This window comes from Flagellimonas rhodophyticola (genome assembly GCF_049332665.1).
GTDB lineage: Bacteria > Bacteroidota > Bacteroidia > Flavobacteriales > Flavobacteriaceae > Flagellimonas.
The window spans coordinates 3,583,556-3,596,334 of record NZ_CP186326.1; the positions used below are offsets into that span (position 1 = coordinate 3,583,556).

At 43.4% G+C, this 12,779-nt stretch carries 7 protein-coding genes; 6 read left to right on the forward strand and 1 reads right to left on the reverse strand.

Annotated elements, in window-relative coordinates; all coding sequences use genetic code 11:
• Positions 1 to 367 precede the first annotated feature (367 nt).
• The 6 genes from ACOKFG_RS16190 to rlmB all read left to right on the forward strand — a co-directional run bounded on the left by ACOKFG_RS16190 (position 368) and on the right by rlmB (position 11,964).
• Positions 368 to 3,613, forward strand: a complete 3,246-nt coding sequence (locus ACOKFG_RS16190) for a SusC/RagA family TonB-linked outer membrane protein (protein ID WP_298791475.1) — start codon at positions 368 to 370, stop codon at positions 3,611 to 3,613.
• Between the two features lie 20 nt (positions 3,614 to 3,633).
• Positions 3,634 to 5,343 carry a SusD/RagB family nutrient-binding outer membrane lipoprotein gene (locus ACOKFG_RS16195; protein ID WP_298791477.1) on the forward strand — a complete coding sequence of 570 codons (1,710 nt, stop codon included), beginning with the start codon at positions 3,634 to 3,636 and terminating at the stop codon, positions 5,341 to 5,343.
• 31 nt (positions 5,344 to 5,374) lie between these two features.
• On the forward strand, positions 5,375 to 6,247 hold the full coding sequence (locus ACOKFG_RS16200; protein WP_298791479.1) for a hypothetical protein: 873 nt from the start codon (positions 5,375 to 5,377) through the stop codon (positions 6,245 to 6,247).
• 165 nt (positions 6,248 to 6,412) lie between these two features.
• Positions 6,413 to 7,756 (forward strand): aryl-sulfate sulfotransferase, encoded by a 1,344-nt coding sequence (locus ACOKFG_RS16205; RefSeq protein WP_422861608.1) that lies wholly within the window; start codon positions 6,413 to 6,415, stop codon positions 7,754 to 7,756.
• Positions 7,757 to 7,836: 80 nt separating this feature from the next.
• Positions 7,837 to 11,193, forward strand: a complete 3,357-nt coding sequence (locus ACOKFG_RS16210) for a VCBS repeat-containing protein (RefSeq protein ID WP_299486398.1) — start codon at positions 7,837 to 7,839, stop codon at positions 11,191 to 11,193.
• Positions 11,194 to 11,232: 39 nt separating this feature from the next.
• Positions 11,233 to 11,964, forward strand: coding sequence for a 23S rRNA (guanosine(2251)-2'-O)-methyltransferase RlmB (gene rlmB, locus ACOKFG_RS16215; RefSeq protein WP_299486400.1), 732 nt, complete (start codon positions 11,233 to 11,235; stop codon positions 11,962 to 11,964).
• 1 nt (position 11,965) lies between these two features.
• Here rlmB and ACOKFG_RS16220 read toward each other — a convergent pair whose 3' ends face one another.
• Positions 11,966 to 12,691 (reverse strand): rhomboid family intramembrane serine protease, encoded by a 726-nt coding sequence (locus tag ACOKFG_RS16220; protein ID WP_299486402.1) that lies wholly within the window; start codon positions 12,689 to 12,691, stop codon positions 11,966 to 11,968.
• Positions 12,692 to 12,779: the final 88 nt, after the last annotated feature.

Consider the following 12,779-nt stretch of genomic DNA (forward strand, 5'->3'; position numbering starts at 1 on the left):
GGGGAGCTTCAAATCATAAAACGATTTTATCAAAACGTTCAACAATGCATATCGAGACACAATCATTCCACCTTCCTAATAAAATTTACAGAATTTGCATTAGTTAAAAACACAGGCTTAAACCCATGGATAGTTAGAAAACCCACAACTTATGGTATTGTTTTATCTATTCTTAACAGCTCCTATAAGCCTGAAATTACATTCTCAACATTTTATCAATACTACAATTAAGACATCAATAAATTTCTATAATCCACATTGAGACCTACGTAATTGCAAAGATCATCTTAAAATTTTAGTAAAATTAGTTTGGATTATTAACATGAAATTATGATTTTAGCGCCTAGCTAATTCAAATAATTTTAAAATGAGAACAAAACTTAATGGATTGTTAACGCTGTTATTGGCGTTTGTTGTGCAAATTTCCTTTGCACAAGACAAGACGATTTCAGGTACAGTTACGGATTCCTCTGGTCTTCCGTTGCCTGGGGTCAACATTGTCGTCGAAGGCACCACTAATGGTACCCAAACAGATTTTGATGGTAACTATTCAATCAGTGCCAGTCAAGGTCAGACACTACTTTTCACCTATATAGGGCAGCGCCCTGCAAGTAGGGCGATCGGCGCGGAGAGCGTTATCAACGTTCAGATGCAGGACGATACCCAGGCCCTTGAGGAAGTTGTGGTAACGGCCCTTGGTATCAAGAGAGAGAAACAAGCATTGGGTTATGCGGTTACCGAGGTAGGTAGCGAGGACCTAGAGCAAAGACCCGATGGCGATGTTGCCAGGGTGCTCCAGGGAAAGGCCGCCGGGGTACAGATAACAAACCAGAGTGGACTTTCCGGATCGGGAACAAATATTATAATCCGTGGTCTATCCACGTTCAGCTCCAGTAACCAGGCGCTGTTCATCGTGGACGGTGTACCTTTCAGTACGGACACCAACTCGCAGGGTAGACAGGGTGACCGTCAGGATTTCATCAACGGTAACAACGGTTCGAGTAGGTTCCTTGACCTTGACCCGAACAGTATCGAGAGCGTGAACGTGCTTAGGGGTCTTGCGGCCGCCACACTTTATGGTTCACAGGGACGTAACGGTGTAATCCTTATCACCACCAAGGGTGGTTCATCAAGCGGTGCCGGTCCAAAGAAGACCGAGGTAACGGTAAACTCCTCCATTTTCTTCAACGAGATAGCATCACTTCCGGATTACCAGAACGAATACGGTAACGGATTTGACCAAGCATTCGGATGGTTCTTCTCCAACTGGGGCCCAAGCTTCAGGAGAGAGGGAGCAGCAGGATGGGGAGGACAAGCTGCCATTGATGACAATGGTACCCTTGCCCACCCATATTCGACATCAACATCTGCTATCCAAGCAGCCTTCCCAGAGTTCCAAGGTCAACGCTATGACTGGAGACCTTATGATAGTGTTGGAAGGTTCTTTAAGACAGGGACCGTGGCCAACACCTCTGTCAACGTAAGGGGAGCCTCCGATGACGGAAAGATAGGGTACAACGTGAACTACGGTTACCTTAAGGACAACGGTTTCACACCGAACAACAGTGTTACGCGTAACACCCTTTCAGTAGGTGGTAGGGCGCAACTCAGCAACAAGTTCTCCGCAACGGGTACATTGAACTATGCAAGGACCAAGTTCACATCGCCACCGGTGGCACTCAGCCAGGGTAACGGTTCAACAGGAACAGGTTCCTCCGTGTTCGGTCACCTTTGGTTCACACCAAGGAGTATCGATGTACAGGGACTTCCTTTCCAGAACCCTATCGATGGAAGCAGTGTCTACTACAGACAGAACAACTCCATCCAGCACCCATTGTGGACGGTGAACAATGCCGGTTCCTTCCAGGAGACCAACAGGGTGTTCGGACAGGCATCCATTATGTATGACATCAACGATAACCTTAACCTTGTATACAGGGCGGGTATCGATATCTATAGCGAGAACAACACCAACTTCCAGAACAAGGGAGGTATCGGTGGTGGAGCCAGAACGGTGAGCGGTTTCTATGAGACCTGGAACAACACCAACACCATCTGGGACCACAACTTCCTTTTGAACGGAGACTATGACATTACCGATAAGATCGGGACCACCTTCAACGTGGGTGCCACTTCAAGACGTGAGATCTTTGACCAGAACGGTGTGGCCAGTGACGGCCAGCAAGTGTTCGACGTGCTCAGACACTTCAATTACCTTAACCAGAACGAGATCCAACTTTTTGTTGAAAGAAACCTCGTAGGTCTTTACGGTCAGGTCGATTTTGACTATGACAGTTGGGTATATGTGACCTTGGCCGGACGTAACGACTGGGTATCCAACTTCTCCCAAGAGAACAGGAGCCAGTTCTACCCATCTGCCAGTGTGTCCTTTATACCGACCGCTGCCATCGATGGCCTAAAGTCGGAGAATGTGCTCAACTACCTTAAGATCCGTGGTGGTCTAGGGGTATCGGCAAACTTTGAGTCGTCCAACTATCCTATTGCAAGTACGCTTATCCTTGACACTCAGGATGTACAGGACGGATCTGGAGCGAACATCGTGACCAACGAAGTGGGTACAAGAACAGGTAACCCTGCACTTAAGCCAGAGACCTTGGAAGAGATAGAGATTGGTATCGAATCCCGCTGGTGGGACGGACGCATCACCTTGGATGCTTCTGTATATCAAAGGAACACCAACGACCTTATCCTTGACAGACCATTGGATCCAGCTGCCGACCTTGGAACAAGAAGGGTAGCTGTGAACATCGGTGAGATCCAGTCGGAAGGTGTCGAAGCCGACCTTGGGATCAACTGGTTCAGGGGCAAAGAAGAAGGTGACTTCAGCTGGAAGACCAACCTTAACTTTACCGCCTACGAGACCACGGTACTTGACCTTGGTGTCGATACCGACCAGGTTGTTTATTCTGGTTTCTCTAACCTTGGTAATGCTGCGATCGAAGGAGAAGCATTAGGTGTATTTTTCGGTAGTCGTATCCTAAGGGATGCCAACGGGGACTTTGTAGTAGGGGCCGATGGTAACTACGTACAGGACCCGAACGATGGTATCATCGGAGATCCAAACCCGGACTGGGTGGCCAACGTAAGGAACAGTATCTCCTACAAGAACTTCACCCTTGGTTTCCAGTGGAACTATACACAGGGCGGGGATGTCTACTCCAGTACAATTTCCACTCTTATGGGTAGAGGATTGATTACTGAGACTGTTAATAGAGAAGATACTTATGTTCTTCCAGGTGTTGATGCCAACGGAAACACTAACAACTTGCAAATAAACAACTCAACCTTCTGGTTCAGTAACATCCTTTTCGGACCAAGTGAACTACAGGTATACGATGCCACGACCGTAAGGTTACAGGAGGCCTCGTTGAGCTATGCGCTTCCAAAGAAGTTCTTGGACAAGACCCCATTTGGAAACTTGACCTTTACCGTTTCAGGTAACAACCTATACTTCAGGGCCATCAATACCCCGAAAGGTGCAAACTTCGACCCCAACACGGCCGGTCTGGGTGTATCCAACGGAGCTGGTTTTGATTTCATCAACGGACCAAGTGCAAGAAGATATGGTCTTAGTGTAAAGGCAACATTCTAAGAACAAAAAATTAAAAGATAATGAAAAGAATAAGTAAAAACATATTTACAGCATTTTGCGCAATGGCGTTAGTGTTGGTTTCCTGTGAGACCACGGAGTTGGATCTTACCGCGAACCCCAACTTCTTGACCCCGGAGCAATCTTCTCCCGATTTCCTTTTGAACTCGATCCAGGAGGATTTCGTGAGACAATTTGAAGGGGATGCGGACAATGATCCCAATGATAACTGGGCATCCGGTGGTAACACAACCGGTGACGGTTTCAACGAGCTCGGGATGGAGCTTACACGTATCGTGAACATGAGCGGTAGGAACTATGTGAGTGTATACCAGGGAAGTGACATGTCGGATGAATGGGACAATGCCTACAGGTTATTGGCCAATATCCGTACCATGGAGCCTTTGGCAACAGAAGCAGGACTTACGCACCACATCGCGATAACGCAGTTCATCGAGGCATATCTTTTTGTGACCATGGTGGACTTCTTCGGGGACGTTCCCTATTCTGAAGCTGCCATCGCGGATGACAACTTCAACCCTGTAGCGGATTCGGGGGCATCCATCTATGATGCTGCTCTTGTTCTGTTGGACCAGGCGATAGCCAATTTTGGAACTGACCCTGCGGCCAAGCCACCGACGGATTTCTATTATGGTGGTGACGAGGATCAGTGGATCAGGGCCTGTAACACCCTTAAGATGAAGATCTACCTTCAGAGAAGGTTGGTCGATGGAAGTGCACTGGCAAGTTTCGATGCAATCGTTACCGGTGGAAACTATATCACCGATACCGCTGATGACTTTCTGTTTGCTTGGGGCGCTACCAGTGCTTCACAGCCTGATAACAGACATCCACGTTATGGGATCAACTATACTGTTTCAGGAGGTGGTGATTATATGTCCAACTGGTTGATGAACCTTATGGACACCACTGACGATCCAAGGATGCGTTATTATTTCTACAGACAGAATGCCACGGTACCTGGTTCAGGAACTACTCCTCCAGATGAAGAGACTTTGAACTGTTCTTTGGAAGCTGCACCGCAGCACTACTTGGACGGAGGCTTTACCTTCTGTAACCTTCCCAATGGATATTGGGGACGTGACCACGGAGATGCTGACGGTATTCCACCAGATGGTCTTCTTAGAACTGTCTATGGTACTTACCCTGTAGGTGGTAAGTTCGATGATGACACTTTTGCTGAAATTGGATTGGTGGCCGGTGCCGCAGGTCTTGGTATCACCAACCTGTTGACCGCTTTCGGTGCCGATTTCATGATCGCGGAGGCCGCAATGGCATCAGGGGATGCCCCAGGTGCAAAAGCTGCAGTGCTTTCAGCACTTGACAAGTCAGTTGCCAAGGTACAGGCTTTCTCATCTACAAGATTGGCGGGTGCGGATGCTTCTTTCGAGCCATCGGCAGCTGACGTTACAGCTTACAGTGACGCCGTTGATGCAGCTTGGGACGCCGCCGATGCGGACGGGCAGTGGAACATCCTTGCAGAGCAGTTGTGGATAGCCAGCTTCGGTAACGGGGTGGATCCTTACAACTTCTATAGAAGAACTGGGTTCCCGACAACACTACAGCCGAACCTTGAGCCGAACCCGGATGTTTTCATTCGATCTATGTACTATCCGACTAACTCGGTGAACAACAACTCGAGCATCAGCCAAAAACCAGATCAGCAACAGCCTGTATTCTGGGATACAGCTGGGGTTCCTGCGGCCAATTAATAAAAGTGCAATGAAAACAAAATTAGAATACATGAAAAATTTAAGATTATATATAGCTCTGGCACTTGTGGCACTTGTGGCTTCGTGTAGCGAGGATGACAAGGTGACTGTAGGAGTTCAGGAGACTGTTGCTAGAGGGGCTGTCCTAAGGACCGTATCCTTTGAGAGCACGACCTTCAACGTTTTCGATCCTGCATCAATCTTCGGTGTGACCATCGAGGAACAGGATCTTGAAGACGGGGACCTATTGTCGAACATCGAGATCTATGTAGGTTTCGTTGACAACACAGATTCCAACGGAACCACTTCGGCAACGGAGACCCTTGTAAGCACTGTTGCGGCCTCAGAATTCACTTCTGGGCCAAATGGGCTGCCAAGGACCAGTTTCTCGGTATCCCTGGGTGATGCGCTTTCAGCGCTTGGTGTTGCAAACACTCCGGCCAATGTGACCGGTGGTGACCAGATCAACATCCGATTGGTGGTAAACCTTACCGATGGAAGATCTTTCACAGATGTGGATGCAACAGGTAACGTATCCGGTGGATCGTTCTTCTCCTCACCATATGCCTATAGGGCGGGAATCAATTGTATCCCAACATCACCAGTAACCGGTGATTATACATTGACCATGGATGATAGCTATGGCGATGGATGGGACGGTGCCTTTATTACGGTGACAATCGATGGTACCAGTACAGATTACACTGTTTCTACCGCGCAAGCGACTACTAACACTGAAGTGATCACCGTACCTGGTGGTACCACTGAATTGGTATGGACGTATACTCCAGGAAACTTTGAGGGTGAGCATTCTTATGAGTTGGAAGCTCCAACAGGTGAAACTGCTGCGGCCGATGGCCCTGGCCCAACTCCTGGTGAGATTGTTTTGAACATCTGTAACTAGTATTTCAGAAAATACATGGCTTTCACAAGCCTTGGAAAAGTTAAAGGGGCATCTATATGATGTCCCTTTTACTTCTTAATCATTTTCTTTAATTAACAAAATACTAAGGTTAGTTTTCAAACTAAAAAGCGACGGTAACCCCAGTGTGTTTTTCTTAAAATTGCTATGAGAAATTCTATGAAACGTATTACACTTATTTCATTTCTATTATGTTTTGGCATGATTCATTATTCATGCAACAACGATGACAATACAACCACTGATGACACACCGCCAATGGACGACAGCGTCATAACTGATGATGATATTGTTACAGACGATGATCCCATAATTCCACCTGACAAAGCTGGTCAGGTTGAATTTTTCAATCCAAGTAAGGTTGACGATGGATATGTACTTATCAATGATGCAGGTAACGACCGGGTATATATTATGGATAAGGAAGCTAACATCCTCCATGAATGGGATTTACCATTTGGCATTGGAAATGATGTAGAACTGCTTTCCGATGGACGTCTTTTAGGAATTATGAAAGCTGAAGACCCGGATATTACCTATGGCGGTCAGGGTGGAAAATTACAGTTTGTGAATCCAGATAGCACAGTCGAATGGAATTTTGACTATTCTTCTCCTGAATATATAACCCATCACGATGTTGAATTGCTTCCCAATGGAAACCTTATTACCCTAGTTTGGGAACAACGGACTGTTGAACAGGCTGAACAGGCAGGTTCAAGCCTTACAATCCCCATTTTCCCTGAAGCAGTCATAGAAATCAATCCAACAACCGATGAAATTGTTTGGGAATGGCATGCATGGGATCATATTATCCAAGATCATGATGATACCAAAGAGAATTTTGGCGTTATCGCAGATAATCCTAGACTTATTGACCTCAATTACGTCACCGATAAAGAGGGGGATATTATGCACGCTAATGGTATTGAATATGATGAAGTCAATGACCTTATTTACATCAGTGTTAATTTTTATCATGAAGTTTGGGTAATTGATCATAGCACTACAACCGAGGAAGCTGCAACAAATGCTGGAGGAAATTATGGCTTTGGTGGAGATTTAGTTTACCGCTTTGGAAACCCCGAAGTATACGGCAATACTATGGGTGAAAGACGTTTTTATAACAATCATCACCCAAGACTACTTTCTGGAACCGATATTGGCAAATTTTCAATTTATATGAACGGTGGGGATTTGAACCAGTCCACCGCATATGAACTGTTATTGCCTAATCCATTTACCTTACTTCCAAATACGGACAATGAGCCCACTGTTGCATGGAGTTTCACGGATACAGATCTATATGCTCCGAGAGTTTCCGGTTTGGTAAAAATCCCTACAGGCAATAGACTTATTACTGAAGGTGATTTTGGGGTTTGGGAAGTCTCAGAACCCGGAGAAATTCTTTGGAAATTTGAAGGCCAGGGCTTTTTCTGGAGAGCCTACCATTATGATAGGGACCATCCCGGCATTATTGCCTTAGGACTTTAGGACTCATTAGCTGTGTTAAAAAGAGGTGCACGAAAGCCATCTCTTAGGTAGGAAGCAATTATTTATAGTATATTTCGTCCATGATTACGTTGGTCAAAAAGAACTCGTTTTTCCTAGTCTCATTTTTATTGGTTTCATTAATAGGTTGTGATACTAGCTCAAAAAATACAGAACCTCGAAAATCGTCTGAAACCAAGTTGCAAGAACAACCCCTGTTCAAAAAAATCGATGCTCAAACAAGTGGTATTCACTTCTCCAATGCACTACAGCATGATGTGGCTACCCTGCACAATCTTTTCGATTATGACTACTTCTACAATGGGGCTGGCGTGGGAGTAGAAGATTTAAACAATGATGGGCTTTTGGATGTAGTTTTCTGCGGGAATCAAGTGGAAAATCAAGTATATTTTAACCAAGGCGAAATGACATTTAAGGATGTCACTCAAACCTCTGGTATTAACCAGGGTAAAAACTGGTCCAATGGCATCACCTTTGTCGATATCAATAGTGACGGTTGGATGGATATCTATATTTCCCAAGGTGGCCCAAATTCTAGAGAAAACCGAAAAAACCTGCTGTTCATCAATCAAAAAGATGGGTCTTTCATAGAAAGTGCCGAAGAATATGGCTTGGCAGATATGGGCATAAGCACACAATCTGCCTTTTTCGATTTTGACAAAGACGGTGATCTTGATTGTATTGTCATGAATGAAAATGAGCTCTATGGTCTTGATCCCATAAGCTTAAGCCGTTATGTGGAAGCAAATGAAGAGAATAAGTATTTCAACTCCTCCCATCTGTACCGAAATGATAATGGGAAATTTGTGGATATAACCCGAACAGCAGGACTTGAGAAACCCATCTTTGGGCTTGGGCTCATGATTTCCGACATTAATGAAGATGGATGGATGGACGTCTACATGGCCAGCGACTATTACCTGCCCGACGCCATGTACATTAACAATAAGAACGGGACATTCTCAGACCGAATAAAAGAAACTACAAATCAAATTTCATTTTACGGAATGGGGATTGATGTGGCTGATATAGACAATGACAACCTTCAAGACATTTTTGTTTTGGACATGGCTGCCAATGACCATGTAAGGTCAAAGACGCTTATGGCTTCCATGAGTACAGGTCGGTTTGATTATTTGGTCAATAAGGCCGATTTTCAATACCAGTACATGTATAATTCGCTGCAAAAAAATATTGGCGGATTAAAATTCAACAACATATCGCAGATGTCAGGTGTTGCCAATACCGATTGGAGTTGGTCTGTTTTGATGAACGATTTTGATCTTGACGGTCAAAAAGAAATTCATGTTACCAATGGATATAGACGCTATGCACTTGACAACGATTTACAAAGACAAGTTTTTGAAGCTAGACAAAAATATGGTGCCAATGTTCCCTTGGATGTAAAAAACAGGCTTTACGAGTCCATGCCTTCTGAAAAATTGCCCAATATCATGTATAAGCAAAAGTCAGAGCTCAACTTTACAGACATCTCTTCTGAATGGGGTTTAGCTGATTTTTCGTTCAGTAATGGAGCTGTTTCAGCCGATTTGGACAATGATGGTGATCTTGACCTGGTGATAAACAATATGGATGACAATGCCTTTGTATATCAAAATCTTTCCGTAGAGGAAAAAAAAGGCAATTATCTAAAGGTTATCGGCAAAGGAGAATCCTCTGAAGAATTTGCAAAGGTTAAAATCGATATTGGCGACAACTCCCAAGTAATCGAAATAAAAAGAGTCCGAGGCTATAGATCATCCCAAGAGAACAGCGCCCTTTTTGGGATTGGAGCAAGTTCCATGGTAGATACAGTCACTATCTATTGGAAGAATGGCAAAATGCAACAGAAATTTGACGTGCCGGCAAATACAACGCTTACTTTGCTTAAAAATGAAGCCAAACAATCTTATAATCCGAAAGATTTCTCTCAGAAGTACTTCAAACAGGTAACCGGTAAACAACTGGGGTTGGATTTTGTTCACAAAGAAAATGCGTACGACGATTTTGAAACGGAAATATTACTCCCCTACAAACAGTCCAACCTAGGTCCATTTATCACAAAAGGTGACATTAACAACGACGGACTTACAGATTTTCATGTGGGTGGCGCTTCTGGGCAGGCGGGGCAGATGTATTTACAAACCACTAGCGGATTCGCCAAAATTAACTCTCCGTCCCTTGCCACTGACAGCCAGTTTGAAGACATGGAGTCCATGTTCTTCGATTTTGACGGAGATAACGACCTGGATCTATTCATAGTTAGTGGCGGCAACGAATTTGCAGAGCATTCCTCATACCATATGGACCGAATCTATTTAAATGATGGAACCGGACACTTCACCAGATTGGAAAGTGATGCCTTGGGCAAATACCCCAAAAATGGGAAATCAGTAAGTTTTATTGATTTCGACAAGGATGGAGACAATGATATTTTAGTGGGCAATAGGGTGACTCCCCGCATGTATCCAAATCACCAATCCTCAGCGCTTTTTGAAAATGTCAATGGAGAACTTATTGAAGTCACAAAGGATATTTCGCCCGATTTTGAAGATTTTGGAATTGTCAACGACATTCAAGTTACCGATGTCAATAATGATGGTTGGCAAGATTTTATTGCGGTTGGTGAATGGACGGGAATTGGTGTTTTTATAAATGAGCAGGGTACCTTCAAAAATATCAGCTCCGAAAATCCAACACTAAAAGAAAAAGGATGGTGGTTTTCGATTCATGAGACTGACATAAACAATGACGGCTTAAAAGATTATGTGGTCGGTAATGCAGGACTCAATATTAAATTCAAAGCGTCTGTAGAGAAACCCTTTAAAATATATGCCACCGATTTTGACAATAACGGCACCAACGATATTGTACTAAGCAAAAAATACAACGGAACCTATGTACCTGTGCGTGGTAGGGAATGTTCATCTCAGCAGATGCCCTTTATTAAAGAAAAATTTGAAACCTATACAGAGTTCGCCAATGCGAGTCTAACCGATATTTATGGTGAAAAACTAAATACCTCCTACGAGAATAGTATAACGCAATTCGAGTCATTCCTTTTAATTAACAAAGGAGAACTAAACTTTGAGAAAAAACCACTTCCCGTGAATGCCCAATCCTATCCCCTACTTGATTGCGCCTTTATCGATTTGAACAACGATGGGTTTGAAGATGTCATCACTGCTGGCAACATCTATGGGACTGAAGTTGAAACTCCTCGATTAGATGCTATTTCAGGGCTTATTTTACTTTCTAATGGAAAAGATGGTTACCAAAGCGTGCCACATCAACAATCGGGTCTCATGCTGGAAGGAAATGTAAAGAGCATAGAACTTATTGAAGGAAAGAATGGTCAAAAATATTTAATCAATACAACCAACAATGGTCCTTTAATGGTACATAAAATTTCTTCTTAGCTAGAAGTGGTTTACATTGCAGGCCGATAATATCATACTATGAGCAACCAAATCTATGGGATTCGAGCAATACTAGAGGCGATTGAGGCTGAGCAACCCATAAATAAGATTTTTCTTCAAAAGGGATTGGGTGGAGAATTGTTTAAATCTCTTGAAACTGTAATTCGTAAAAACGGATTAAGCAGTTCCTATGTTCCAGTTGAAAAGTTGAACAGATTGACGAAAAACAACCATCAGGGAGCAGTTGCCAACATCTCCCCTGTTCAATTTCACAACTTTGAAGAACTGGTTGAAGCCGTTCTTGAAAAAGAAGGAGTACCACTCTTTTTACTATTGGATCAAGTTTCAGATGTTCGAAATTTTGGGGCAATCATGCGTACAGCTGAGTGTTGCGGAGTTGATGGAATTATAATTCCCAAAAATGGGGCTGCGCCAATTACGGATGATACTGTAAAAACGTCAGCAGGAGCAGCATTTAAAGTTCCTATCGCCAAAGTGGATCATTTAAAGGATGCCATATTCTATTTACAATCTTCGGGAATAGAAATTATTGCTGCAACGGAAAAATCGGAAAATGACCTTTATGCAGTAAGTCTTAAAAATCCTTGTGCTATTGTGATGGGGGCTGAAGACAAAGGTATTTCAGCTTCCATACTCAACCTTGCAGACCATAAAGCCAAACTTCCATTATTGGGTGAAATAGGGTCATTAAATGTTTCTGTAGCCTGCGGGGTGTTTTTGTACGAGGTGGTAAGACAGCGTATGCAATAAGCTACCCTTCTTTATCTTTTTTATAATGGTAGGTGATTTCAATCTTGTTATCTGATTCCTCGGAACGGTTTTCAATAAAATTCCCATTTTCATCAAAGTGCTTTAAAAAAGGGTCATCGTCCTCATTGTAGTCTTCCCGCTCCCATGGATATTTCCTTTCATTGGGTATCTTCACTTTCAGTAAAATGGCCAATATCAATCCCACAATAAAGCCAGATAGGTGTCCTTCCCAAGAAATGCCTTCTTCAATAGGAAAAATGTACCAAATCATACTTCCATAGATAAAAACAACCACCAATGATAGTGCCACCAGCCTAAAGTGTTTGGCAAATACTCCTTTAAAAAAAATAAAACTTGCTAAAACATAAATTACTCCACTGGCACCAATATGATAGGAATTCCTTCCAATAACCCATGTCAAAATTCCGGAAATTAACGTTCCCCATATCAATGTTCTTAATGCAACAGGTCTATAGAAATAAAACAGGAAGAATATCAAAACTGCCAACGGGATGGTGTTATTGTATAAATGCTCAATTGAACCGTGGATAAAGGGACTAAAAAGCACACCTCGGAGCCCAGAAAAATTTCTCGGTCTAACCCCGTATTCATTGAAGTTAGCACCAAACTGAAGTTCCAACCAGAAAACTGTCCATATGGATAGCACCGCTACAAGTGGCGCAATCAATACACTATTGGAAAATTTAAAATGATTTGTCTCAGCCATGCTATTTTGCAATCAATTATCCGGCCATGTTATGAAAATACACATTTTGTCAGGTTTTGCTTAAAAAGCATTGAAACAGTCGTAATGG

What these genes read in the sequence shown, in the direction of transcription:
- ACOKFG_RS16195 (WP_298791477.1), top strand. Translation starts at nt 3,634, where the DNA reads ATGAAAAGAATAAGTAAAAACATATTTACAGCATTTTGCGCAATGGCG.
- ACOKFG_RS16205 (WP_422861608.1), top strand. Translation starts at nt 6,413, where the DNA reads ATGAGAAATTCTATGAAACGTATTACACTTATTTCATTTCTATTATGT.
- ACOKFG_RS16220 (WP_299486402.1), bottom strand. Translation starts at nt 12,691, where the DNA reads ATGGCTGAGACAAATCATTTTAAATTTTCCAATAGTGTATTGATTGCG.
- rlmB (WP_299486400.1), top strand. Translation starts at nt 11,233, where the DNA reads ATGAGCAACCAAATCTATGGGATTCGAGCAATACTAGAGGCGATTGAG.
- ACOKFG_RS16200 (WP_298791479.1), top strand. Translation starts at nt 5,375, where the DNA reads ATGAAAAATTTAAGATTATATATAGCTCTGGCACTTGTGGCACTTGTG.
- ACOKFG_RS16210 (WP_299486398.1), top strand. Translation starts at nt 7,837, where the DNA reads ATGATTACGTTGGTCAAAAAGAACTCGTTTTTCCTAGTCTCATTTTTA.
- ACOKFG_RS16190 (WP_298791475.1), top strand. Translation starts at nt 368, where the DNA reads ATGAGAACAAAACTTAATGGATTGTTAACGCTGTTATTGGCGTTTGTT.